Source organism: Luteimonas sp. Soil_C_16 (assembly GCF_057657295.1).
Window position 1 is genome coordinate 311,351 of the sequence record NZ_JBDGIS010000003.1, and the last position, 25,056, is coordinate 336,406.

At 69.6% G+C, this 25,056-nt stretch carries 21 protein-coding genes and 1 tRNA gene; 14 read left to right on the top strand and 8 right to left on the bottom strand.

Annotated elements, in window-relative coordinates; translation table 11 throughout:
* The first annotated feature begins 11 nt into the window (after window positions 1–11).
* From AC3A5T_RS07880 to AC3A5T_RS07890, 3 genes are all read left to right on the top strand, one after another.
* Window positions 12–269, top strand: a complete 258-nt coding sequence (locus AC3A5T_RS07880) for a YciI family protein (RefSeq protein WP_487628083.1) — start codon at window positions 12–14, stop codon at window positions 267–269.
* 13 nt (window positions 270–282) lie between these two features.
* The gene (gene proB / locus AC3A5T_RS07885; RefSeq protein WP_487628084.1) at window positions 283–1,431 is read left to right on the top strand and encodes a glutamate 5-kinase; all 1,149 of its coding nucleotides are present in this window, start codon (window positions 283–285) and stop codon (window positions 1,429–1,431) included.
* Between the two features lie 177 nt (window positions 1,432–1,608).
* The gene (locus AC3A5T_RS07890; RefSeq protein ID WP_487628085.1) at window positions 1,609–2,877 is read left to right on the top strand and encodes a glutamate-5-semialdehyde dehydrogenase; all 1,269 of its coding nucleotides are present in this window, start codon (window positions 1,609–1,611) and stop codon (window positions 2,875–2,877) included.
* Here AC3A5T_RS07890 and pgaD read toward each other — a convergent pair whose 3' ends face one another.
* The 6 genes from pgaD to AC3A5T_RS07920 form a co-directional block, all read right to left on the bottom strand.
* Complete coding sequence (pgaD, locus tag AC3A5T_RS07895; RefSeq protein WP_487628086.1) at window positions 2,878–3,318, bottom strand: poly-beta-1,6-N-acetyl-D-glucosamine biosynthesis protein PgaD; 441 nt, start codon at window positions 3,316–3,318, stop codon at window positions 2,878–2,880. It abuts the gene before it with no gap.
* The gene (pgaC, locus tag AC3A5T_RS07900) at window positions 3,315–4,574 is read right to left on the bottom strand and encodes a poly-beta-1,6-N-acetyl-D-glucosamine synthase (RefSeq protein ID WP_487628087.1); all 1,260 of its coding nucleotides are present in this window, start codon (window positions 4,572–4,574) and stop codon (window positions 3,315–3,317) included. Before pgaC ends, pgaD begins: the two co-directional genes overlap by 4 nt.
* Window positions 4,575–4,578: 4 nt before the next feature.
* Entirely contained in the window at window positions 4,579–6,471 is a 1,893-nt protein-coding gene (gene pgaB / locus AC3A5T_RS07905) for a poly-beta-1,6-N-acetyl-D-glucosamine N-deacetylase PgaB (protein WP_487628088.1), read from the bottom strand.
* Window positions 6,468–8,513 (bottom strand): poly-beta-1,6 N-acetyl-D-glucosamine export porin PgaA, encoded by a 2,046-nt coding sequence (gene pgaA / locus AC3A5T_RS07910; protein ID WP_487628089.1) that lies wholly within the window; start codon window positions 8,511–8,513, stop codon window positions 6,468–6,470. Before pgaA ends, pgaB begins: the two co-directional genes overlap by 4 nt.
* 292 nt (window positions 8,514–8,805) lie before the next feature.
* The gene (locus AC3A5T_RS07915; RefSeq protein ID WP_487628090.1) at window positions 8,806–10,026 is read right to left on the bottom strand and encodes a CynX/NimT family MFS transporter; all 1,221 of its coding nucleotides are present in this window, start codon (window positions 10,024–10,026) and stop codon (window positions 8,806–8,808) included.
* Window positions 10,027–10,130: 104 nt separating this feature from the next.
* A tRNA-Pro gene (locus AC3A5T_RS07920) sits at window positions 10,131–10,207 on the bottom strand.
* Window positions 10,208–10,404: 197 nt separating this feature from the next.
* Here AC3A5T_RS07920 and cydD point away from each other — a divergent pair.
* From cydD to AC3A5T_RS07945, 5 genes are all read left to right on the top strand, one after another.
* On the top strand, window positions 10,405–12,240 hold the full coding sequence (gene cydD, locus AC3A5T_RS07925; RefSeq protein WP_487628091.1) for a thiol reductant ABC exporter subunit CydD: 1,836 nt from the start codon (window positions 10,405–10,407) through the stop codon (window positions 12,238–12,240).
* Window positions 12,237–13,931 carry a thiol reductant ABC exporter subunit CydC gene (gene cydC, locus AC3A5T_RS07930; RefSeq protein WP_487628092.1) on the top strand — a complete coding sequence of 565 codons (1,695 nt, stop codon included), beginning with the start codon at window positions 12,237–12,239 and terminating at the stop codon, window positions 13,929–13,931. The genes cydD and cydC overlap by 4 nt, the downstream gene beginning before the upstream one ends.
* Window positions 13,932–13,970: 39 nt before the next feature.
* Window positions 13,971–15,341, top strand: a complete 1,371-nt coding sequence (gene hisS / locus AC3A5T_RS07935; protein WP_487628093.1) for a histidine--tRNA ligase — start codon at window positions 13,971–13,973, stop codon at window positions 15,339–15,341.
* Between the two features lie 289 nt (window positions 15,342–15,630).
* Window positions 15,631–17,547, top strand: a complete 1,917-nt coding sequence (locus AC3A5T_RS07940; protein ID WP_487628094.1) for an HAL/PAL/TAL family ammonia-lyase — start codon at window positions 15,631–15,633, stop codon at window positions 17,545–17,547.
* Window positions 17,544–17,906: a hypothetical protein gene (locus AC3A5T_RS07945; RefSeq protein ID WP_487628095.1), complete on the top strand. Its 363-nt coding sequence runs from the start codon at window positions 17,544–17,546 to the stop codon at window positions 17,904–17,906. Before AC3A5T_RS07940 ends, AC3A5T_RS07945 begins: the two co-directional genes overlap by 4 nt.
* 111 nt (window positions 17,907–18,017) lie before the next feature.
* On the opposite strand, the gene AC3A5T_RS07950 is transcribed toward AC3A5T_RS07945, so the two are convergent.
* Together AC3A5T_RS07950 and AC3A5T_RS07955 are read right to left on the bottom strand one after the other, a co-directional pair.
* Complete coding sequence (locus AC3A5T_RS07950) at window positions 18,018–18,341, bottom strand: tetratricopeptide repeat protein (RefSeq protein ID WP_487628096.1); 324 nt, start codon at window positions 18,339–18,341, stop codon at window positions 18,018–18,020.
* A 3-nt stretch (window positions 18,342–18,344) separates the two neighbouring features.
* Window positions 18,345–19,502, bottom strand: coding sequence for a hypothetical protein (locus AC3A5T_RS07955; RefSeq protein WP_487628097.1), 1,158 nt, complete (start codon window positions 19,500–19,502; stop codon window positions 18,345–18,347).
* A 209-nt stretch (window positions 19,503–19,711) separates the two neighbouring features.
* Between AC3A5T_RS07955 and AC3A5T_RS07960 the strand changes: the two genes are divergently transcribed.
* From AC3A5T_RS07960 to hisH, 6 genes are read left to right on the top strand one after another with little or no spacing between them, the layout of a single operon-like run.
* A complete protein-coding gene (locus AC3A5T_RS07960) occupies window positions 19,712–20,035 on the top strand; it encodes a YerC/YecD family TrpR-related protein (protein ID WP_332076940.1) in 324 nt (107 codons plus the stop codon).
* A 10-nt stretch (window positions 20,036–20,045) separates the two neighbouring features.
* Window positions 20,046–20,960, top strand: coding sequence for an ATP phosphoribosyltransferase (gene hisG, locus AC3A5T_RS07965; RefSeq protein WP_332076941.1), 915 nt, complete (start codon window positions 20,046–20,048; stop codon window positions 20,958–20,960).
* A complete protein-coding gene (gene hisD, locus AC3A5T_RS07970; protein WP_487628098.1) occupies window positions 20,957–22,294 on the top strand; it encodes a histidinol dehydrogenase in 1,338 nt (445 codons plus the stop codon). The genes hisG and hisD overlap by 4 nt, the downstream gene beginning before the upstream one ends.
* Entirely contained in the window at window positions 22,291–23,373 is a 1,083-nt protein-coding gene (hisC, locus tag AC3A5T_RS07975) for a histidinol-phosphate transaminase (RefSeq protein WP_487628099.1), read from the top strand. The genes hisD and hisC overlap by 4 nt, the downstream gene beginning before the upstream one ends.
* Window positions 23,370–24,455 (top strand): bifunctional histidinol-phosphatase/imidazoleglycerol-phosphate dehydratase HisB, encoded by a 1,086-nt coding sequence (gene hisB, locus AC3A5T_RS07980; protein ID WP_487628100.1) that lies wholly within the window; start codon window positions 23,370–23,372, stop codon window positions 24,453–24,455. The genes hisC and hisB overlap by 4 nt, the downstream gene beginning before the upstream one ends.
* A complete protein-coding gene (hisH, locus tag AC3A5T_RS07985; protein WP_487628101.1) occupies window positions 24,455–25,054 on the top strand; it encodes an imidazole glycerol phosphate synthase subunit HisH in 600 nt (199 codons plus the stop codon). Before hisB ends, hisH begins: the two co-directional genes overlap by 1 nt.
* Window positions 25,055–25,056: the final 2 nt, after the last annotated feature.

Sequence of the window (25,056 nt, forward strand, 5' to 3'; positions counted from 1 at the left end):
GAGCTGCCGCCATGAAACGCTTCCTCGTCATCGCGATGCGCCGGCCGGACTTCGATGTGTCCGTCGTCGCGCCGCATCAGGCCTTCCTCGACGACCTGCGTGCGCGCGGTCTGCTGGACATGACCGGCGGCTTCGCAGACGGCACGGGCGGCGCGTATCTGCTGAGCGGAATCGGGACACTGGACGAAGCGCGGGCGATCGTCGCGGCCGATCCGCTGGCACTGCAGAATGCGAGCGAGCTCGTCGTCCACGAGTGGAACACCCGCTGAGCGCAGCCGACCGATGCACGTGCCCGACACCGATGCGTTCCCCGAGCAACCGCTGCCGCCCTGGCGACGCGCGGTGCTCAAGGTCGGCAGCAGTCTGCTGGCGGCCGATGGTGGTGGTCTGTCGGCGCAGTACGCCGACGCGCTGGCCGGTTTTGTGCGCGCGAGCCACGCTGCGAGGCGCGAGGTCGTCGTGGTGTCGTCGGGCGCTGTCGCGGCGGGCCGCGCGATCCTGCATGCCAATCCCGCGCCCGGCGCGCCGATGGCCGAACGCCAGGCGCTCGCCGCATTGGGCCAGGCGCGGTTGACCGGCTTCTGGCAGGGCTTCTTCGAACGCCCCGTCGCGCAGGTGCTGCTGACCCACGACGACCTGCGCAACCGCCGCCGTTATCTCAATGCGCGCGCGACACTGACCGCGCTGCTGCGCCACGGTGCGCTGCCGGTGGTCAACGAGAACGACACGGTCTCGGTCGACGAACTCAAGCTCGGCGACAACGACAACCTCGCCGCGATCGTCGCCGCGCTGGTCGATGCGGACGTGCTGTTCATCGCCACCGACATCGATGGCCTGTATGACGCGGACCCGCGCATCGAACCGCACGCGCGGCCGATGCCGGTCGTCGCGAAGATGAGTGCCTCGCTGCTGGCAGTCGCCGGTGGCGCCGGCAGCAGTGTCGGCACCGGCGGCATGCGCACCAAGCTCGAAGCTGCGCAGCGCGCCGCATCGGCCGGTGTCGCGACCGTGCTGTTCAACGGCCGCCGCGCCGCTGTGCTCGACGGCCTCGCGCACGACCGCCTGCGCGGCACGCGAATCCATCCGCTGCGCACGCGCATGGCCGCGCGCAAGCACTGGCTGCAGAACGCGCCAGCGGAACCGGGCGCGATCATCGTCGACAACGGCGCCGCGAACGCGATGGTCGAAAAGGGCGCTTCATTGCTGCCGGGCGGCGTGCTCGCCGCGGAAGGACAGTTCCGGCGCGGCGATCTGGTGTCGGTGGTGCTGCGCGACGGCGAAGCGCGCGAGCCGATCGCGCGAGGCGTGACGCAGTACTCCGCCGACGACATCCGCCGGCTCGCGCGGCGGCATTCGCGGGACATCGAGGCGACGCTGGGCTACAGCTACGGCGAGACCATCGTGCATCGGGATGATCTGGTGCTGGTGTGATCCGGTCAGTCTCACTACGCGTCCAACCATGGACCGTCATTCCGGCGAACGCCGGAATGACGGCGCTCGACGGCGCCAGCACTGGTGAGTTGCACGTACAGGCAGTTGCCACCGCAAGCATCGCGCCCATCTCCGCATCGCGCTAAGTTGTCGCTCCCCACACCACGCCCACCTCCCATGAGCGAGATCCGAACCGCCGCCCTGGCCTGCCGCGACGCCGCCGCGCAGCTGGCGATGCTCGATACCGAGGCGCGCAATGCACTGCTGCGTGCAATGGCCGATGCGCTCGACGCGAACGCCGGTGCGATCCTCGCCGCCAACGCGCGCGACATCGAAGTCGCCGAAGCGCGCGGCACCGCCGGTGCGCTGCTCGATCGTCTGCGTCTGGACGCTTCACGGCTCGCCGGCGTGTCCGCTGCGGTGCGCGAAGTCGCCGATCTGCCGGATCCCGTCGGCCAGGTCACCCGCGACGACGTGCGCCCGAACGGCATCCGCGTGCGCAAGGTGCGGGTGCCGCTGGGCGTGATCGCGATGATCTACGAGGCGCGGCCGAACGTGACCGCCGACGCCGCAGCGTTGTGCATCAAGGCCGGCAACGGGGTGATCCTGCGCGGCGGCAGCGAGGCGATCGAGTCCAATACCGCGATCGCCGATGCATTGCGCGGCGCGATCGAAGCGCAGGGCATCGGCGCCGACGTGCTGACCCTGGTCACCGATCTGCGCCGCGAGACCATGCTCGAGCTGCTGCAGCTCAGCGACATCGTCGATCTGGCGATTCCGCGCGGCGGCGAAGGCCTGATCCGCTTCGTCGCCGAGCACGCGCGCGTGCCGGTGATCAAGCACTACAAGGGCGTCTGCCATCTGTTCGTCGATGCCAGCGCCGATCCCGATCTCGCAATGCGTCTGCTGCTCGACGGCAAGACCGGCCGACCTAGCGCCTGCAATGCGCTGGAGACGCTGCTGGTGCATGTCGACATCGCCGATGCGTTCGTGCCGCGCGCGATCGCAGCGCTGCAGGCGCGCGGTGTGGAAGTGCGCGGCGATGCCGGCATCGCCTCACGCGCCGTTGGCGTCGTGCCGATCGGCGAGGACGATGATGCGGCCGAGTTCCTCGATCTCGTCATCGCCGCGCGCGTCGTCGATTCGCTCGACGCCGCGCTCGCGCACATCCGGCGTTTCGGCTCCGACCATACCGAGGTCATCGCCACGCGCGATGAGGCGAATGCGCGTCGCTTCGTCGCCTCGCTGCGTGCGGCCGTCGTCATGGTCAACGCCTCGTCGCGTTTCAGCGACGGCGGCGAACTCGGGCTGGGCGCGGAGATCGGCATCTCCACGACGCGGCTGCACGCCTACGGCCCGATGGGTCTCGAAGCGCTGACCGTCGAACGCTTCGTCGTCGACGGGGCGGGGCAGGTGCGGCACGCGGAGAACGCGGCCGAAGTCTGATCAGCTGCCGCTGGTCGCCGCGACCGGGCGCGCATCGTCATCGAGCGCGAGTCGCACGATGCGGCCATCGCGCAGCTTCGCCGCCAGTACCGGGCTCGCGCCGAGCGAGATGCGGACCTGCTCCTCGCTGGTCTTCACCCGGCGCTTGCGGCGGTCGGCCTTGGAGAAGCGCACGCGGTTGTATTCCGCCCAGCCGATCAGCAGCGCGCCGCAAATCAGCGCGATCACCGGCAGCGACAGCAGCAGGAACGCGTCGATCTCGTTCTCGTTGAGATACAGCCGCAGATACGCGGTGCGCACGCCGACGAACCAGGCGACCGCGGTGATCAGCGGCACCCAGAGCCACGCGTAGATGGTCCATGCCGCGGCGGTGAGCGCGCCCGAGGCGAAGCGCTTGCGCGGGCCGCGTGCGGGCGTGTGGTCGATGATCGGCGGGGTCATGCGGCGGCTCCTCGGTCGGGACTGATCCACACCGCGCGGCGACGGCGGCGCAGCAGGGTGCGCGGGAATGCGACGACGGCGGTGAACATGCCGAGCATCCAGAAGGCGATTGGATACCAGATGACCCAGTAGAAATGCCGGGCCATCTTCGTTTCGTACCGGCGTTCGATCAGCAGGCTGGTGCCGAACTGCAGCATGCAGACGAAAGCCAGCACCACGCCGTGCCAGCGCGGCAGGATGGTGTCCACGTGCCAGGCCGGCGGCAGGGCCACGAACAGGCCGACCAGCCACAGCGTGATGATCGTCAGCATCACGTAGGCCCAGGCCAGGCTCAGCACGTATTCGAGCAGCACGCCCCACATGCGGCGCTTCTTCCACGCGAGCACGCTGCGGCCGTGACTCAGCAGCACTTCGACGCCGCCGCAGGCCCAGCGCAGGCGCTGCGACCACAGCCCGCGCAGGGTTTCCGGCATCAGGATCCAGCACAGCGCGTTGGGTTCGTAGCGGATGTCCCAGCCGGCGAGCTGCAGGCGCCACGAGATGTCGATGTCCTCGGTGACCATCCGGTCCGACCAGTACCCGACATCGTGCAGCGCGGTGCGACGGAAAGCGCAGATCACGCCCGACACCGTGAACAGACGGCCGTAGATGCGCTGCGCGCGTTTGATCAGGCCGATGATCGCGGAGAATTCCCCGATCTGCATGCGGCCCATCAGTGTGGTGCGGTTGCGGATGCGCGGGTTGCCGGTCACCGCGCCGACGCGCGGGCCGTCGATCAGATGCCCGACCATCCAGCGCACCGCGTGCGGGTCGAGCGTGGCGTCGGAATCCACGCAGACGAGGTAATCGGACGTCGCCGCCAGCGTGCCCATGCGCAGCGCATTCGCCTTGCCCTGGTTCTCGGCCAAGTGCACCACGCGCAGGCGTGGATGATCGGCGGTGAGTGCATCGAGCAGTTCCGGCGTGCGATCGGTGCTGCCGTCGTCGATCGCGATGATCTCGAAGTCCGGATACACCTGGGCCGAGAGCGCCGCGACCGTCGAGACGATGTGGTCTTCCTCGTTGAAGCAGGGCACGAGGATGGAGACGAACGGCGTGCGCCGCATCGGCGGGGGCGCGTCGGGTTTCGGCGCGTTGCGCTCGCGCCGCAGGTAGTAGTACACGCCACCGGTCATCCAGAAGAACGCCATGATGATGGGGTAGAAGAACGCGAAGTTGAACAATCCGCGCGTCCAGTCGATCGAAGACCAGTCCATCGGCTCAACGCTCCAGGTAGGGGAAGGCGCGCGCGGACATTGCGTCGCGCGCGTCCTCGAGCGTTGGCTGATTGCCGATGAAATCGTCGGGGTAGTAGCCCAGGTGGCGGATGCCGGCCGCCTGCAGCAGTCGCGACTGCGCGCGCAGCGTGTCGCCGGGCAGCGGCGTGGGCACGCGCCAGTCGACGGTCTGCAGTTCGAACAGCGTGCGCTCCACGCCCTTGGGCGTCGCGCGCACCGAATCGGCGAGCGTGCGCAGCCACGCCTGCGGATCGTCGGCCTGCTCCATGTGCGGCATCGCCATCAGCGCGGTGGTGTCGTAGGCCGCGAGGAAGGGTTCGAGCCGCTGCGCGAACCAGGCTTCCGACGCCGGTTCCAGCACCGGCCGTGCGAACAGGTTGCGCGCGGTCGTGAGCTTCGGCCGCCAGCGCTGGGCCGAAGTCTTGAGCGCCATCGTGAAATCGATCAGAGCCTGCGTCCGCGCGGCGGGCACGCCGCCGCCATACGCGGGAATCTCGTCGTCGCGCAGATAGGCGTCGTCGTGGAACAGCAGACCGTCGAAATGGCTGTTCGCCGCGAGTTCGGCATAGATGTCGGAGACGATCGCAAGCGTGCGCGGGTCACCGGGATCCAGACGCGGAATCTCGTTCTCGCCGGTCGCGACAACCTGCAGTTCGCGCTGCAGCTCCGCATCGGCCAGCTTGAAGCCGAGCACCGGCATCCACGCATACACCCGGACCTGCGCGCGCGTGCGCAGCTGCCAGGCGACGCGGTTGAACAGGTCGGCGCGCACCGGCATGTGTTTGCTCGGGAAGTAGACCGCCTCGGCGGCGCCATCACCGTCGGGATCGGCGAAGGCCTGCAACCAGACATGGGTGGGTCCGATGTCCTGCATGCGCTGCACCAGCGCGTCGACATTGCGCGCCAACTGCGCGGGGTCTGCGTCGTAGACGTAATCGAGATCGACCTGGATCGCGCGCACGCCATCGAGTGACAGATCGCGCCGCAGTTCACCGGCGAGATCACGCACATCCGGATTGCGGTGCATCAGCAGGCGCGCGAGGCTCGCGAGCGAGGCCTGGTCCGCCCGTGCCTCGCCCTGCAGGCCGAGGTCGGTTTCCTGCGCGCGACCTTCGAGGTCGAACGACAGCGTCATGCCGAGCGCGGTGGCGATGCCGTTGGCGACATCGTTGTAGGCGGCGTAGGGCCACACGATCACGCGCGGCGCTTGACCGACGTTGCGTTCGATCAGCGTCCGGCTGGCCTGCAGATCGGATTCGATCCTTGCGCGCCAGTCGGCCTCGTTCTCGTAGCCGCTGCCCTCGGTCCAGATGCGGGTCACCGCGGCCGGCGTCTGGTTGCCGAAGGGATTGCCGGGCAGGCCGCGATGCAGATCGTGACTGTGCGAACCGATCTCGATCAGGCCGCTGTCGTGCATCTCGCGCAACTGCGCCCAGGTCAGGAAATCGTCGCGGGTGAAATCGCGCGGACCATACGGCACCCCCTGATCCGCCGGCAGTTCGACCCAGCTCGTGACCGGCGCGACCAGCGCGGGCCAGTTGTAGGCACGCAACAACGGGAACACGTGCGTGTACGCGCTGCGCAGACCGTCGTCGAAGGTCAGCAGCACGGCCCTGTCCGGCAGCGTGCCGCGACCGGCGCGCGCATCGATGACCGCCTGCACGCTGACGGCCTGGTAGCCGTGGGCGCGCAGCCAGTCGAGGTGCTGGGCGAAGTTGGTCGTCGACACCGCGTAGGGATCGGGATCGCCCTTCGGCGCCACGTCGTCGCGGATGTCGTGATAGCTGAGTACCAGCAGCGACGCGTGCGCGGGCGACAGGACCGACAGCAGCGCGAGCAGCGCGGCCGCGATCCACGTGCGTGTGGACGCGATCATCGGGCACCTCCCCAGCGCAGTTCGACATCGAAGGCGACGCGCTGCTCGCGCAGGCCGTCGTAGACAGGACGCGACCACGCCACGCCGTATTCGAGTTCATGGCCGTCGCGCCGCCACGGGTGGCGATAGCCCAGCGACGGCACCCAGCGCGTGCCCGCGTCGCGCTGCCAGTACGGCCCAGCCATCAGTTCGACACGCTGCTGGAACGCGGTCTCGTAGCGCCGCCAGGTGATGTGGTCGAAGCGCAGGCCAACGCTCGCCGACGCGTCGCGTTCGGGATTGAAGTAGCCCACCGTGTCGCCGCGCGAGCCGCGGCTGGTGTACGCCGACAGCAGGCCGTCGATCATCAGATGCGGACGCGTCAGCAGACGCTGCGTCGCATCGACGCCGAGCTGGTCGCGCGTGTTGCCGTCGTCGTAGCGCAGTCGCGACAGGCGGCCCTGCAGGGCGAAGGTGTCGCTGGGCACGTACGACGCGGTGAGCGTCGCGCTGTCGGCGTCGATGCCGAGGCGGCGCGCCTGCAGCGACGTGTCCTGTGCGTTGCGCGCGACTTCCACGCCGGCGCGCCAGGCATCACTGAAGCGCCAGTCGGCGCCCAGCGTCCACGTCGCGCCGCTCGATGCACCGCCCGCTGCGCCGAGCGTCGCCCAGGCGCCGAGCCTGTCGTGGCGATACCAGGTGCCGACGCCTGCCGCGCGATGGCGCGTGCGGCCGTCGATGAAATCGGCCCAGTCCTCGTGCGCGAACACGCCGACGCGCCAGCGGTCGTCGATCAGGGGCGAACGCATCTCAAGCGCCCAGCCACCATCGCGACTGCCGAACGGCGAGATCGACGTGCCGGCGCCCTCGCGTTGCCGACTGCGGCCGCGATCCGCCGACAGCGTGGCCTGGACGCCGCGGTGGCGTTCGAGATCGCGTTCGACGCGGTCCAACCGTGGATCTTCGGGATGCGCGCGCTGCAGGGCGCCGAGCGCATCGCGCGCCTCGTCGATCCGGTCGAGCGCGGTCAGCGCGCCGACGCGGCCGGCCAGCGCATCGCGGTCCTGCGGTGCCATCGTCAGCGCCATCTCGTAGCGTTCGAGCGCGGCAGCCGGGCGCAGCCTGCGCGACTGCACCGCGCCGTAGGCGGCCTGCAGGCCGGGGTTGTTCGGACCGATGCCGGCCTGCGCCTGCAGCATCGTCTCCGCGCGTGCGTTGTCGTTGGCGTAGGACTGCGCCAGCGCGTGATTGAGGTCGGCGCTGTAACGGTCCCAGTTCTCGTAGCCGTTGCGCGCGCCGGCGTGACGCGGCCAGGGTTCCTGCGATGCGGCCAGCGTTTCGAACAGGGGCAGTGCGCGGTCGAAGCGCTCGGTCTCGATGAAGGCGTAACCGAGCAGGATGCGGGCGTTGACGTCGTGCGGTGCGTGGGCGATCGCGCGCTCCAGCACCGGGACGGCCTCGGCCGGGCGTCGCAGGGCGAGCAGCGAATCGCCGACCGTGCCGAGGATGTAGGCGGGCACTTCGATGCCATCGTCGAGCAGCGCCTGGTAGCCGGTGACGACGGCTTCGTGCTGCTGCAGGTGGTTCAGCGCCGACAGCGCGTCGACACGCAGGCGGGTGGCTTCCCAGTTGGTCTGGCGCGGCGCATCCCGCTGCAGCGCTTCGAGTTCGGCCAGCGCGGCGCGCGACTCGGCCAGTCGCGCGTCCGGTGTCTCCGGTTCGACCCGGCCCCAGCCGATGGACCGTGCGACCGCGTCGCCTTCGATGCGCTCGCGCTCGTGATCGGCGAACAGCTGCGGACGCTGGCGCATCGCTTCCATGGCGAGTCGCGAGCTGCCGAGGTCGGTGAGGATCAGCGCGCGCAGGCGGAACGCATCGTCGTCATCGGGCGCTGCCGCGAGGCGGCGCTCGACGACCAGCAGCGCTTCGGCGGGGCGATTCTGTTCGCGCAACTGCTCCGCCTGCCGGCGGACGTCCGGATCCGACACCGCCCAGACCGCGCCGGCCAGCGGCGCGATGAGGCAGGCGAGGACCAGTGCCCGGCACAGACCGCGCGGTCGCAATTCAGATGAACGGGGGTGACCGGAACGGCGCGGACAGACGGGCACGGCATCTCGCTTGGGCTAGGAGCTGCACGACAGGTGCAGCGGCGGCGGGATGCTGGCGGTTACAAAGTGAGGAGCGCGTCACGCAATCGTGTGAATTACCGGCCGGTTCGATGCAGTTTTCAAACACGTTCGCGTGAAGATAGCGACTGAACAGGGTTCTGGCTGAACCGGTTCAGCACCATAAGAAAATTCTCAACAGAACCTGTACAGGCGTGCTGACGTCGGGTCTGGGCGGACCAGACTCTGCCTACCAGGTGTCCTCGAGCCAACGTGGCTTGCACGCCAGCCAGCCACCGAACACGAGGACCGCAACGGCCACGAGCAGCATCGCGAACGGCCAGCGCCAACCGCCCGTCGCGGCATGCAGCACGCCGAACAGCAGCGGGCCGGCGCAGCTGAGCGCGTAGCCCGTGCCCTGCATGAAGCCTGAGAGCGCGGCCGAGCCGCCCGGGGTGCGCGTGCGCAGATTGATCAACGTGAGGGCCAGCGGGAAAGTGCTGGGGCCGAGGCCGAGCAGGATCACCCACAGCACCGGCGCGGCCATCGGCGCGAACAGCAGGCCGGCGTACGCGCCCAGATGGCAGCCCGCGCACAGCAGCACGATCACGAAGGGATTGCGCATGCGCACCGCGATCGACGGCATGCCCAGCGCACCGATCAGGCCGAGCGTGGAGAACAGCGCGACCATCGTGCCGCCGAACGCGGGCGACGCGCCGGCTTCGGTCAGCAGCAGCGGCAGCCAGGTGAACATCGCGTAGGTGATCAGCGAGGTCATGCCGAACATCAGCGCCATGCCCCACGCGATCGGCGAATGCCAGACGCGGCCGGCCGGCGCGACGACGGCGTGCGCATCGACGATGGGCGCAGGCGGTGCCAGCGATTCGCGATGGCGCAGCAGCAGCAACAGCCACGGCAACGCCGCCGCGAATGCGGTCAGCGACCAGATGCCGAGCGCCCAGCGCCAGCCCGCGGCATCGGCGACCGGCACGGCCAGCAGCGCGGGCAGCATCGTGCCGAGCTGCAACACGGTGATGTAGAGCGTGCTGATCGCGCCGACGCGGTTCGGGAACCAGCGCTTGACCAGCGGCGGCAGCACCACATTGCCGATGCCCATGCCGGCCAGCGCGATCGTCGCGCCGAGGCCCAGCACGCCCACGCCGTCGGCCAGCGAGCGCAGCACCAGGCCACCGCCCGCCAGCGACATCGCCAGCAGCGCGGTGCGCTCGAGACCGATGCGGCGCGTCAGCGCCGGCGTCGCGACACCGAACACCGCGAACGCGGCCGTCGGCAGCATGCCGAGCAGGCCGGCGGTAGTGGAACCGAAGTCGAAGACGTCGCCGAGCACGTCCAGCAGCGGCGTCAGCGAGGTCACCGCGGTGCGCAGGTTGAACGCGGACAGGGCGATGCCGGCCAGCACGAGTACAGGCAGCAGACGGGGCGCGGAATGCGCGGGGGCACGCGAAGTCATGGCGGCGGGGGAACCATCCATCGCCGCGAACCGGGCACGGCCGGAAAAACGAAAAAACCGGCGCAAGGGCCGGTTTTCGATATCACCTACCGCATTGCTGCGGATGGTCGGGGAGACAGGATTCGAACCTGCGACCTCTACGTCCCGAACGTAGCGCTCTACCAGACTGAGCTACACCCCGAAGGTGAGCCGCGCATTCTACTGATGCACCCTCGGGGAGGGCAAGCACTTCGTGAAGGGAATTTTGCAGCCGCGCATCGGAGGCGATGGCGGCCGCGTCCCGGACGCGGCGGGCTGCGATAATAGCGGCTCGCGATACCGGTGTGCGGTGTCCGCGTTCCGGAACCCGCATGTCCGCATCCGCATGACCACCTCCGCATGAGTGCGCCGTCGCCGGAATCCACGGCCGATGCGCGGCGTCGGCGGAGCGGTTGGCTCGATGCGCAGCTCGCGCCGTGGCGCGACCGTCATCGCCGCGCCTGCGCCTGCCAAGTGCTGGCCGGCTGGCTGTGGATTCCGCAGGCCGCAGCGATCGCCTGGGCGCTCGATGCATTGCTGTCCGCGCGCGCCGGGCTCGATGCGCTGCATGCGCCGCTGATGCTGCTGGCCGCCACGCTTCTCGCGCGCACGCTGCTGGTGTGGGCGGGACAGCGGCTGCAGGCGGATGTCGTCGAATCGCTGATCGCGCATCTGCGCACCGGACTGGCCGGCGCCGTCGCCGCACGCGGCCCGGTCTGGCTGCGTGGCCGACGCAGCGGCGCGCTGGTCGCGCTGTCGACCGGGCACGTCGACGCGACCGCCGGCTATTACGGTGGCTATCTGGTCGCGCGCGCCGAAATCATGTGGGTGCCGGTGGCGATCCTGGTCGCGGTGTTCGCCGCCGACTGGATCGTCGGTCTGGTGCTGCTGCTGACCGCGCCGCTGGCGCCGCTTTTCATGATGCTGATCGGCAAGGGCGCCGAAACGGCCGGCCGTCGCCAGCTCGCCGCACTCGCGCGCGCCGGTGCGCATTTCACCGATCGCCTGCGCGGACTGGATCTGATCCGCGTCTACGGCCGTGGCGACGCGGAACTCGCGCAGGTCGGCGAGGCGACCGAAACCATCCGCGTGCGCAGCATGCGCGTGCTGCGGATCGCGTTCCTGTCGTCGGCGGTGCTGGAGTTCTTCGCGTCGGTCAGCGTGGCGCTGGTCGCGGTGTATTTCGGCTTCACGTATCTGGGCATGCTCGACCTGCGCGGCGAAACGCTGCCGCTGTCGACCGGCCTGTTCTGCCTGCTGCTCGCGCCGGAGTTCTATGCGCCGATGCGAAGATTGGCGGCGAACTACCACGACCGCGCGAACGCGCTGGCGGCGGTAGCGGAAATCGAAGCGGCGTTCGATGGGTTGCCCGAGCTCGCGGCAGACGAGCCCCTTCCCCCGCGCGCGGGGCGACGTGCCCTCGGGGTAGAAGGTTGGGATGGGGGCAAACCGTGCGGGCCGACGAACACCACGGCCGCTCAGACATCGCCCCCACCCCAGTCCTCCACCCCGAGGGCACGTCGCCCCGCAAGCGGAGGAGGGGGCGCAACTGGCGAACCACCAGCTCTGGCACTTATCCGCATCTCCGACCTCACGCTGCGCCACCCCGAAGCCCGCACGCCCGCACTGCAGAACATCTCTCTGGAAATCCAGCCGGGCGCGCGTCTCGCCCTCGTCGGCCCCAGCGGTTCCGGCAAGAGCACGCTGCTCGATGCAATTGCAGGTTGGTTGCAGCCCGAATCCGGTGAGGTGCGAATCGCCCCTGGCACGCGCATCGCGCTCGCCGGCCAGCGTCCGTGGCTCTTCCACGGAAGCATTGCCGACAACCTGCGCGTCGGTGCGCCACATGCCAGCGATGCCGAACTCGCCGAGGCCGCGCGCGTCGCGCAGGTCACGCGGTTCGCATCGCGGCTGCCCGAGGGCATGGACACCCCGATCGGCGAGCGCGGCTTCGGCCTGTCCGGCGGCGAAGCGCGTCGCGTCGCGCTGGCACGCGCGCTGCTGTTGCGGCCGCAGCTGTTGCTGCTCGACGAACCGACCGCCTTCCTCGACCCTGACACCGAGGCCGATCTGCTCGCCGCGCTGGACGCACATCTCGACGGCTGCACCGTCATCGTCGCCACCCACAGCGACGCGGTGATGGCGTGGGCCGGCGCGCAGTGGCAGGTGCCGGCGCCGGCGGAGGTCGCGCCGTGAGCGCTCGGGATCCGACACGTATCCAATCGACCCGCGCACTGTTGCGTGGCCATCGCCGCGGGGTGCTGCTCGCGGTCGCGCTGATGCTGCTGACGCTGGTGGCCGGCGTCGGCCTGCTCGGGGTCTCCGGCGCCTTCCTCACGGGCGCGGCGCTGACTTTCGGGGTACTCGGCAGCTTCAATTTCTTCACGCCGTCGGCCGGCATCCGCGGTCTGACGCTGGCGCGCATCGTGTCGCGCTATCTCGAAAAACTGCTCGGCCACGACGCGATGCTGCGCATCGCGCGCGACCTGCGCAGCTGGTTCTTCGCGCGCGCGCTGCGCCTGAGCCCGGCGCAGCTCGGTCGTCTGCGCACCGGCGATCTGCTCGCGCGGCTGCTCGACGACATCGACGCCGTCGACGGCCTGTTGCTGCGCGCGACCGGGCCCCTGCTGGCCTTGCTCGGCATCGGCGTGTTCGGTCTCGGCATCGTCGCTTGGTTGCACTCGCCCAGTGCGGCGTGGCTGGCGCTGATCGCCGCGCTGCTCGCGATCGTCGTGCCGGCGCGCGTGGCCTGGCGCCGCGCCGCCGAGGAAACCCTGCGCGCGCAACGGCGCGCCGCGCTGCGCGCCCGCCTGCACGAACTCTATGAAGGCCGCGCCGATCTGGCCGCGCTCGATGCGACTTCCGGCTGGCTGGCGCGCGTGGACGCCGACGCAGACGACGTCGCCACGCTCGAACGCACGCGCCGTTGTCGCCTGGCCGATGCGCAGGCGCTGCACGGCGGGATCGCCGGGATCGGATTGCTCGGCCTGCTGTGGAGCGTCGCGACCGGTTTCGCCGCCGGGACGCTGCCGGCAGCGCACGCCGCGGCGATCTTCTTCGTCGCGATCGGTCTGTTCGAAGCTTGGGCCGGCGCCGGGCTTGCCTGGCAGGCGCTGCTGGCCGCGCGTGCGTCGATCGCGCGCCTCGATGCGGTGGCCGGTGCGTCGCCTGCGGTCGGCGATCCCGCGCAGCCGGTCGCGGTGCCTGCGCATGGCGCCTTGCGTTTCGACGACGTGACCTTCGCGTGGGCCGCGGATGGACCGGCGGTGCTGCAGGGTCTGGATCTGACCATCGCGCCCGGCGAGCGCGTCGCGATCAGCGGCGACAGCGGCGCCGGCAAGTCCACGTTGACCGCGCTGCTGCTGCGCAGCGCCGAAGCGCAGGCGGGGCAGGTGACCTGGGCGGGCATCGATCTGCGCGCGATGGCGCAGGCGCACTGGTATGCGCGCATCGCTTGGCTGCCGCAGAACGCGCCGGTGTTCGCCGGTCGCGTGCGTGACAACCTGGCCTTCGGTGCACCCGATGCAGACGACGCCACGCTGTGGGCGATGCTCGCGCAGGTGCGGCTCGATGGTTGGGCCGAGCGGATCGGCGGGCTCGATGCCTGGGTCGGCGAGGCCGGCGTGACGATGTCGGCCGGTCAGGCCCGTCGCCTGGCGCTGGCGCGCGCGTTGCTGCGCGATGCGCCGCTGGTGGTGCTCGACGAACCCACCGAAGGCCTCGATCACGACACCGCCGATGCGCTGCTGGGCGACCTGCCGGAACTGCTGGCCGGCCGCAGCCTGCTGCTGATCACCCACGGCGTGCTGCCGGACGGCCTCGTCGATCGCCACCTGTGGCTGCGCGACGGACAGCTGTCGGAAACCGCACCCGCGGCTGCCCGGTAGAATGGGCGCCTCATCCGCATCACCGAAGAGCCTGCCCGCATGATCAAGCCCCGGACCCCGCCCGGCGTCATGGAACTGTTGCCGCGCGACCAGATCGCCTTCCAGCGCATGCTGGACACGATCCGCCGCACGTTCGAGGGCTTCGGGTTCCTGCCGATCGAGACGCCGGTGTTCGAACTGTCGGACACGCTGCTGACCAAGTCCGGCGGCGAGACCGAGCGGCAGGTGTATTTCGTCCAGTCCACCGGCGCGCTGGAAAAGGCGGCCGACGGCCTGCCGGAACTGGCGCTGCGCTTCGACCTCACCGTGCCGCTGGCGCGCTATGTCGCCGAGCACGAACACGACCTCGCATTCCCGTTCCGCCGCTACCAGATGCAGCGCGTCTACCGCGGCGAACGCGCGCAGCGCGGCCGCTTCCGCGAGTTCTACCAGTGCGACATCGACGTCATCGGCAAGGATTCGCTGTCGCCGCGTTACGACGCCGAAGTGCCGGCGGTGATCAGCGCGGTGTTCGCCGCGCTCGACATCGGCGAGTTCACGATCCAGCTCAACCACCGCAAGCTGCTGCGCGGTTATTTCGAAGGGCAGGGCATCGACGACACGCGGCAGATGACGGTGCTGCGCGAGATCGACAAGCTCGACAAGCGGGGCGAGGACGCGGTGCGCGCCACGCTGACCGGTGAAGACTTCGGCCTGTCCGACGAGGTCGCCGAACGTCTGCTCGCGTTCTCGCGCGTACGCTCGATCGGCCACGACGATGCGCTGGCGAAGCTCGACGCGCTCGGTGCCGGCACCGGGCTGTTCGAAGAGGGCCGCAATGAGTTGCGCGACCTGCTCAACCAGCTGCGCGCGCTCGGCGTGCCGGAATCGCGCTACGCGTTGAACCTGTCGATCGCGCGCGGCCTCGATTACTACACCGGCATGGTCTACGAGACGGTCCTCGATGCGCATCCGCAGATCGGTTCGATCTGCTCGGGCGGCCGCTACGACAATCTCGCCAGCCATTACACCAAGTCGAAGCTGCCGGGCGTCGGCATCTCGATCGGCCTGACGCGCCTGTTCTGGCAGCTGCGCGAAGCCGGTCTGATCGCCACCGCCGACAGCTCGGTCGACGTGCTGGTCACGCTGCTCGACGATGCCTCGCTGCCCGACGCGCTCGCGCTGTCGCAGCGCCTGCGCGGCAGCGGGCTCAACGTCGAAACCCAGCTCGAACCGCGCAAGCTCGCCAAGCAGATGCAGTACGCCGACCGCGCCGGCATCCGCTTCGTCGTGATCCGTGGCGAGGACGAAGCCGCCAAGGGCGTGGTCGCGGTCAAGGATCTGCGCCGCGGCGAACAGTTCGAGGTCGCCGACGACGACCTGCCGCGCACGCTGCTGGTCGAGCGCGAGCAGGCGAGGTCGATGCCGTGAGGCTCAACTCGCTGAACTGCTTAGCAGCGCTGTTGATCGTTTCGTTATCTGCTTGTTCCGATGAGCCGAACATCTCCGTTGTCGAGGCTGCGAGCGGCAGCTTCGGCGCAGTAGCATGGCGCTGTCTCGATGATGGCGGCGAAGCGCGCGCTCGCGCGGATATTGCATCGGAAGCAGCGCGGCGCTGTAGTCAGGAGTATCGACTGGGGCCGCCAATGACCGCGCCGGTAGAACGGAAATGCGATGCGGTTGAGGTACGCATCTTTGTTCATTGCGAAGGAGATGCATCGTGACGCCCATCCGCCTCGACGGCCGTTCGCTGACGCGCGCGCAGCTGGTCATGGTCGCGCACGGCGCACCGGTCGCGCTCGACGACGACGCGCTGAAGGGCGTCGCCCGCGCTGCCGATTTCCTCGCCGAGCAGGTGCGCCGCGAGGAACCGATCTACGGCGTGTCGACCGGCTTCGGCAGCAATGCCGACCGTCTGCTCGGTGCGCGTCCGCTGCGCGACGATCTGCCGGGCGCGACGCCTTCGGGCCGTTCGCTGCACGAGGAACTGCAGGTAAACCTGATCGTGACCCACGCGGTCTGCGTCGGCGAGCCGCTGTCCGCGGACGTGGTGCGCGCGATGCTGTGCATCCGCATCAACACACTGCTCAAGGGCCATTCGGGCATCCGCGTGCAGACGCTGCAGGCGCTGGCCGCGCTGCTCAATTCGGGAGTCGTGCCGGTGGTGCCGGCGCTGGGCTCGGTCGGCGCGTCCGGCGATCTCGCGCCGCTGTCGCATCTGGCGATCGTGCTGCTGGGCGGCGGCGAAGCCTTCGTCGACGGCGAGCGGATGCCGGGCGCCGAGGCGCTGAAGCGCGCCGGTCTCGAGCCGGTCACGCTGTCGTACAAGGAAGGCCTGGCGCTCAACAACGGCACCGCGCAGATGCTCGCCACCGGCGTGCTCGCGCTGCAGAAGCTAGACGCGCTGCTCGACACCGCCGATCTCGCCGCGGCGATGACGATCGACGCCTTCGCCGGTCGTCTCGGCGCCTTCGATCCGGACGTGCACGCATTGCGCCCGCATCCGGGCCAGGTCGAGGTGGCCGCGCATCTGCGCGAACTGCTCGCCGGCTCCACGCTTGCCGACATTCCGTATCACCTCGTGCCGCGCTTCCGGCCGTGGCTGCCGACGAGCTGGGACACCGCCGAGGCGCAGGCCTTGCGCTTCGACATCGGCTGGGACTGGGTGCCGAGCGACCAGCGCCACGGCCGCGAGAAGTTCTACACGCGCTTCCGTCCGTTTCGAGGCGGCAAGAAGCACCAGCCGCAGGACAGCTACTCGCTGCGCTGCATTCCGCAGGTGCACGGCGCCGTGCGCGATGCGATCGAGCAGGGCAAGCGCGTGTTCGAGATCGAACTCAACGCGGTCACCGACAATCCGCTGGTGTTCCCCGATCGCGAAGCCGAGCACGTCGAGGAGAAGGTCATCTCCGCCGGCCATTTCCACGGCATGCCGCTCGCGCTGGCGATGAGCTACGTCAAGGCCGCGATTCCGGTGCTGGCGTCGATCTCCGAACGTCGTCTCAACAAGCTGGTCGATCCGTCGACGAACGACGGTCTGCCGGGCTTCCTGATCGGCAACGAGGACGCGACCGAGTCGGGCTACATGATCGTGCAGTACACCGCGGCGGCGATCGTCAACGATCTCGCCACGCGCGCGCATCCGGCCAGCGTCTACTCGATCCCGACCAGCGCCAACGCCGAAGACCACGTGTCGATGGGCACCAACGAGGCGCGCCACGTGCTGTCGATGGCCGAGGATCTGGGCAAGGTGCTGGCGCTGGAGATCTACACCGCCGCGCAGGCGCTCGATCTGCGGGTCGATATGATCAACGCCGCGCGCGATCTCGCGCGACGCGGAGATGCGGAAGCGCTGGCGGCGAAGGTGCAGGGCGGTCCCGCGTCGGATCGGCCGACCCGCGACGCCTTCGTCGACGAAGTGGAAGCGCTACGTGCCGAACTCGCCGCCTGCGAACCCTTCCATCCCGGTGAGATCGTCGCTGCGGCGCACGCCATCGTGCGCGAGGCGATCCCGTTCCTCGATCGCGACCGCGCGCTCGACGGCGAAGTCGCCGCCGCGGTGAAACTGGTGTCCGAAGGCGCACTGCTCGGCGTGTTGCCGCGCTGGCGCGTGCAGTCTTCCGGCCCGGCCGCTTGAACCTCGCGCTGCATTTCGGCTGGCTGGGCGTGCTGGAGGCGGCGCTGATCGCGCTCGGGGTCGGCGCGGTCTGTTATCTCGTGTTCCATTGGCTCGGCGCACGCAGCCGCTGGGCGCACGGGCATGCGATCGGCTGGGGCAGCCTCGTCGCCCTGGCGGTCGCGACCGGCATCGACGCCTGGCATCTGTTCTACATGGGCGTGGTGCGGCTCGAATCGCCGGTCTACGCGCGCATCGCACTGCAGAAGATCCACGACCCGAACTTCCTCGCCGCTCGGGTGTTCATGTCGTCGGTCGGCGCGTTGTCGGGCGTCGCGCTCGCGTGGATGGCGATGCACGCGCGCAAGCGCGTCGACTGACACGCCGCCATCTCCGGTGGGAGCGCGCTTGCGCGCGAAGCGGTTTTACCGGGCAAGCCCATCGCGCGCATGCGCGCTCCCACGCTCCAGCCGCGGCATTGCACGTATCGCTCAAGACTCCAACTGCCGCCCGCGCTCGATACGCCGCAGGAACACCGTCATCTCCTTCGACGACTGCACGTCGCCGCGCCGCGCTGCCGCCTCCAGTCCCGCGCGCCACGCCGTTTCGGCCTCGCCCTCGCGACCCAGTGCCAGCAGCGCCTTGCCGAGCAGCTTCCACGCCGCCGAGTAGTCCGAATCGTGCCGCGTCGCCGCCGCCAGATGCGTGGCGGCGGCGTCCGAATCGCCTGCCTGCAGGCAGGCGTTGCCCAACCCGAAGCGCAGCAGCGCATCGTCGCGTCCCGCATCGAGCAGTGCCTGCAATCGTTCGCGCATGAATCACCTGTGTCCGGAAGTCGTGTCCCCGATGTTCGCCGGAGCAGCGCTGCCCGAGGTGGAATGCAGCAATCCAGCCTGTGCCAGCGCCGCGTTCAGGGCGTCGCGATCACTGCCATCGCGACGCCATCCGCTGACATGCGCCACGAGCTGTCCGTCGCGGAAGACCAGAAACTGCGGCGTCGTGTCGAGTGCGACAGGCCACTGTGCGGCATCGACGGCGATCCCGATCTCGGCGTCCGGATTGCGCAGGTTCCATGCGCGCAGGGCTGCCACATCCGCGATCGCGTCGGGCGCGATCAGCCAGACCGCGTGCTCCGCGAAGATGGGGCCGAGTATCGGGTCGGACGGGATCGCGGCGGCGGCTGCGCGACTGAAGCCGCAGCCGGGCGACGTCACGACGACGATGCGGAGGCCGAGATCCAGCGGGTGCTGGCGCAGGGTGGGCACGTCGCCGTCGTCCCCGTCGATCCGCCAGATACGCACGGTGCCTTGCCCGGGCGACCGTGAGACATCGAACCGCGGCACCGCTGGCAGGCGCGCTTCGGGCACGCCTGCGGTAAAAGTCCGGGCTGCGTCGATACGACCGCTGACGAGCAGCAGGCGCTGCAGCGACCGGTGGTCCTGCCGGGTCGCAAGTCCCTCGGCATGGAGGCGCGCATGCAGGGCGCGTGCAGTGTCGAGACGGGCGTCGTCTCGGAATTCGTCCGCACGCTCCAGGGCTGCCCGGTGCAGCAGGCGCAGGTCCTCGCCCGCGTCGCTGCCGGCACGTGCCTGCTCCGTGGCCAGCCGGTCGATGGCGAGGCCGGACATCTCCGTCGGTTCGGCCGTTCTGCGCCAGTCGCGGTAGGCGGCCAGCACGCGCGCCGAAGGACCCGCGAGCGCGCCTGCAGCGCGGGCAGCCCGCAGTCGCGCCGCTTCCTCGATCTCAAGGCCGGGCAGGGGCAGTGCTTCGGCGAGCAGCAGGCGCTGCACCTCGGCCAGTTCCGCAGTGGTCAGTTCGGGTGCGAGCTCGGCGTACGGAAAGCTGCGGACACCCCTGGGGCCGAAGTCGAGCGCCTCGATGAACAGTTCGCGCGCATGGGGCGGCGCCTGATCCAGGGGTGACGGGTGGCGGGCGAGCCAGTCGGTCAATGCTGTCGATGTGACGAACGGCGGCATTGCGCCGTCCGTGTCTGCCGCACGCGCGGGCATCCACAGCAGGACTGCGAAACAGACGACAGCGAGGCTTCGGAACATCGCGATCCTTCGCGGCGGGGATGGATGCATTCGAACACGTGTGCGGCCTGGCAGCCATTCCGGGATTGACTCTGCAGCAAATTGGCGTAATGTACTAGCACGCTATTACATTGATACGTCGACCCGCGCCCGTGAAGCAACGCCCCGAACCCCTGCCGGACCATGAAGCCAGCACCTCGCTGACGGCGCTGGCGCGTGCGTTCGCGCAGCTGAAGACGGCCGACGAGGTCGCGCGATTTCTCGACGATCTGTGCACGCCGGCGGAGCTGGAAGCGCTGGTCGATCGCTGGCGCGTGGTGCCGCTGCTGCAGCAGGGCGTGCCGTATCGCGAAATCCACGAGCGCACCGGCGTCAGCGTGACGACCGTCGGCCGCGTCGCGCGCACGCTCGATCGTGGCGCCGGCGGCTATGCGATCGCGGCGCGCCGTGTGGCGCGCACACCCGAATCCCACTGAGGTCATCCCCATGAGTCCTGTGAACGGCGGCGCCACGCGCGATCGCCTGCGCATCGCCATCCAGAAGTCCGGTCGCCTGAGCGAGCCGGCGCGTGCGCTGCTCGCGTCCTGCGGCCTGTCCTGGCGCGAGAGCCGCGACAAGCTGTTCTGCTACGGCGAAACGCTGCCGGTCGATCTACTGCTGGTGCGCGACGACGACATCCCGGGCCTGCTCGCCGATGGCGTCTGCGATTACGGCATCGTCGGTCGCAACGTGCTCGACGAGGTCGGCGCGGATCGCGCGCTGCGTGGCCTGCCGCAGGTCTCGAAAGCCGTGCGCGGTCTCGGTTTCGGTGGCTGCCGGCTCGATATCGCGATTCCCGAATCCACCGAATGGACCGGGCCGGCGCAGCTGCAGGGCAGCCGCATCGCGACCAGCTATCCGGGCCTGCTGCAGCAGTGGCTGGACGCGCAGGGCGTGCAGGCGACGATCGTCAATCTCTCGGGTTCGGTCGAGATCGCGCCGCGTCTGGGCCAGGCCGACGTCATCTGCGATCTGGTCTCCAGTGGGGCCACGCTGACCGCGAACCAGCTCAAGCCCGCGGTCACGCTGATGACCAGCGAAGCGGTGTTGGCCGGGCCGGTCACGCCGTTCGCCGATGTCCGCGGCGAACTCGCGTCACTGCTGCTGCGTCGTCTCGACGGCGTGCTGCGACTGCGCGACAGCCGGCTGGTGATGTTCCAGTCGCGCCGCGACGGCGTGGACGCGCTGCTCAAGCTGCTGCCCGACGCCGAAGCGCCGACGCTGCTGCAGGTCGACGGCAGCGACAAGGTCGCGTTGCAGGTGCTCTGCCACGGCGAGATGACCTGGCCGCGCCTCGAAGCGCTGAAACAGGCCGGTGCCGCCGGGCTGATGGTGCTGCCGGTGGAGCGGATGCTGGCATGAGCGCCACCAGAACTTCGTCCATCGACAGCGCGATTCCCGCGATCGTCGACTGGGATGCCGCGGATGCGGAGACCCGTACAGAACTGCTGCGCCGGCCCTCGCAGACCGTGGCCGCGCAGACGCGCAGCGCGGTCGCCGATGTGCTCGACGATGTGCGCACGCGCGGCGATGACGCCCTGCGCGAACTGACCGAACGTTTCGATCGCGTCGTGCTCGAAGACTTCGAGGTCGGCGCAGACGAATTCGCCGCCGCTGAAGCCTCGGTGCCTGCGGACCTGCGTCAGGCGATGATCAACGCGGCCGCGCGCATCGAGCGCTTCCACGCGGCTGGCATGACCTCGGGCTACAACGTCGACACCGCGGATGGCGTCAACTGCGCGCGCGTCGTGCGGCCGATTCCGCGTGTCGGCCTGTACGTGCCTGCCGGCACCGCGCCGCTGCCGTCGACCGCATTGATGCTGGGCGTGCCCTCGCGTCTGGCGGGGTGTCGCGAGGTGGTGCTGTGCACGCCGCCGCGTCCCGATGGCAGCGCAGACCCGGCCGTCCTCGTCGCCGCGAAACTCACCGGCGTGCACCGCGTGTTCAAGCTGGGGGGCGCGCAGGCGATCGCCGCGATGGCCTTCGGAACGCTGCGCGTGCCGGCCTGCGACAAGCTGTTCGGGCCGGGCAACAGCTTCGTCACCGAAGCCAAGCAGCAGGTCGCGCAGTCGGGCACGGTCGCAATCGACATGCCGGCGGGCCCGTCGGAAGTGCTGGTGATCGCCGATGCGGGCGCGGATGCAGCGTTCGTCGCCGCCGATCTGCTGTCGCAGGCCGAACACGGCCCGGACTCGCAGGTGTTGCTGCTGTCCGACGACGACGCGTTGCTGGAAAAAGTGCGGGCCGAACTCTCCACGCAACTCGCGGCCCTGCCGCGTGCCGCGATCGCGCGCCAAGCGATGGCGCGCTCGCGTCTGCTGCTGGTGGACACGCTCGATACCGCGTTCGACATCAGCAACCGCTACGCGCCCGAACACCTCATCCTCGCGCTGCGCAGCCCGCGCACCTGGCTCGACAAGGTCGAGGTCGCCGGCTCGGTGTTCCTCGGCGACTGGACACCCGAAGCGCTCGGCGATTACTGCAGCGGCACCAACCACGTGTTGCCCACCGGCGGCGCGGCGCGCGCCTGGAGCGGGGTGAGTGTGTCGAGCTTCCAGAACACGGTCAGCGTGCAGTCGGCGAACGCTGCCGGCATCCGTGCAATCGGTCCGGACGCGGTGACGATGGCGCGCGCTGAAGGTCTGGACGCGCATGCGAACGCGGTCGCGCTACGCATCGCCAAGGCCACGGCATGAGCAGCGTGCTGGATATGGTCCGCGAGGATCTGCGCGATTTCGCCGGTTATGCGTCGGCGCGCACGCAGCGGCTCGAAGGCGACGTCTGGCTCAACGCCAACGAGGCGCCGCTGTCGAATCCGGGCGACGCCGACGGCCGCTGCCGGCGGTATCCGTCGCCGCAGCCGCCCGAACTGCAGGCGTGCCTGGCCGAGCTGTATGGCGTCGATGTCGGGCAATTGTTGATCGGCCGCGGCAGCGATGAGGCGATCGATCTGCTGGTGCGCGCCCTGTGTGTGCCCGGTCGCGATGCCGTGCTGGCGACGCCGCCGGTGTTCGGCATGTACGCGGTCAGCGCGCGGCTGCAGGGCGCCGACTTCATCGAAACGCCGCTGGTCGATGGCACCGATGGATTCACGGTCGATGTCGAAGCGGTTCGCACCGCGGCGCTCGCGCGTTCGGCCCGACTTGTGTTTCTCTGCTCCCCGTCGAATCCGACCGGCGGGCTGGTGCCGCTGTCCGACGTGACCGGTCTTGCCGATGCGCTGGCGGGTCGGGCGGTCGTCGTCGTCGACGAGGCCTATATCGAATTCGCCGGCGCGGACTCGGCCACAACCGTGCTCGCCGCGCACGACAACATCGTCGTGCTGCGCACGCTGTCGAAGGCGCATGCGCTGGCGGCCGCGCGTATCGGTGTGGCGATCGGCCATCCGGACATCATCGCGGTGCTGCGCCGCTGTCAGGCGCCGTATCCGGTGCCGACGCCGTGCGCCGATCTCGCGCTTGCCGGACTGTCGCCTGCGGCGCTGGAGGTCACGCAGGCGCGCGTGGCCGAGACCATCGCCGAGCGCGATGCGCTGGCCGCGGCATTGGCGACCACGCCGGGCGTGCGCCGGGTGTATCCGTCGGCCGGCAACTACCTGCTGGTGCGCTTCGTCAATGCCGATCGCGCGTTCGCCGCGCTGCTGTCGGCCGGCATCGTCGTGCGCGACCAGCGCGCTGCGCCCCAACTTGGCGACGCGTTGCGCATCAGTCTCGGCACGCCCGCGCAGAACGCGCGCGTGCTCTCCGCCCTGCAAGCCTTGGAGATCGCGGCATGACTGCGCGTGGCCAGAAGATCCTGTTTGTCGACCGCGATGGCACCCTGATCGAGGAGCCGGCGGATTTCCAGATCGACGCGTTCGAGAAGCTGCGCTTCGTGCCCGGCGTGATTCCGGCGCTGCTGCGCCTGCGCGATGCGGGCTTCGAGTTCGTCATCGTCACCAACCAGGATGGCCTCGGGACCGAAGGCTATCCGCAGGCCACGTTCGACGGCCCGAACGATCTGATGCTCGGTATCTTCGAGAGCCAGGGCATCGTGTTCCGCGAAGTGCTGGTCGACCGCAGCTGGCCGGCCGACAACGCACCGACCCGCAAGCCGGCGCTCGGTCTGGTGATGCACTACCTGCGCGACCGCGGCATCGATCTCGACCGCTCGGCGATGATCGGCGACCGCGATACCGACATCCAGTTCGCGGAGAATCTGGGCATCCGCGGCTTCAAGCTGCGCACCGCGCAGTTCGGCGGCGAGTGGGACTGGGCCGGCATCGCGCATGAACTTTGCGATGCGCCGCGCCGCGCGACCGTGGTGCGCAACACCAAGGAAACCCGCATCCGCGTCGAACTCGATCTCGACGCCGTATCGGACGCGCGCGTGTCGACGGGGTTGCCGTTCTTCGACCACATGCTCGACCAGATCGGCAAGCACGCCGGCATTTCGCTGGTCGTGCAGGCCGAAGGCGATCTGCAGATCGACGAACACCACACGATCGAGGACACCGGCATCGCGCTGGGCCAGGCGCTGCGCGACGCGCTCGGCGACAAGCGCGGCATCGCGCGCTACGGCTTCACGTTGCCAATGGACGAAACGCTGGCGAGCGCCGCGCTCGATTTCGGCGGCCGACCGTATCTCGTGTTCGACGGCCGCTTCGTGCGCGAACGCGTCGGCGACATGCCGACCGAACTGGTCGAGCATTTCTTCCGCTCGATCTGTGATTCAGCGGCGCTGAACCTCAACATCAAGGTCGAAGGCGACAACGACCACCACAAGGTCGAAGCCTGCTTCAAGGCCTTCGCCCGCGCGCTCGGCCAGGCCGTGCGCCGCAGTGGCGATGCGCTGCCGAGTACCAAGGGGACGTTGTGATGCGCGTCGTCATCGTCGACGCCGGCGGCGCCAACACCGGTTCGGTGCGCTACGCCTTCGAACGTCTCGACATCGACGCGGCACTGATCACCGACGCCGCGAGCATCCGCGCTGCCGACCGTGTGATCCTGCCCGGTGTCGGCACGGCGGCGCAGGTCATGGCGCGGCTGCAGCAGCTCGATCTGGTCGACGTCCTGCGCACGCTGGAGCGGCCGCTGCTCGGCATCTGCGTCGGCATGCAGCTGCTGTTCGAATCCTCGGAAGAGGGCGAGGTCGCCGGTCTCGGTTTGCTGCCGGGGCGGGTGTCGCGCCTGCGCGGCGGTCCGGGACTGCGTGTGCCGCACATGGGCTGGAGCACGTTGCGCGCAACGCGGCCCGATGCGCTGGTCGAAGGCGTCGACGGCGCGCAGGCCTACTTCGTCCACAGCTTCGCCGCGCCGGTCACCGATGACTGCGTGCTGGCCGGCGATCACGGCCAGGCGTTCGCCGCTGCCGTGCGACGCGGGCCCATCGCCGGCACGCAGTTCCATCCCGAGCGCTCCGCCGCGGTCGGCGCGCGCGTACTGCGCAATTTCCTGTCTCCTGCGTTCGAGGCCTGAGT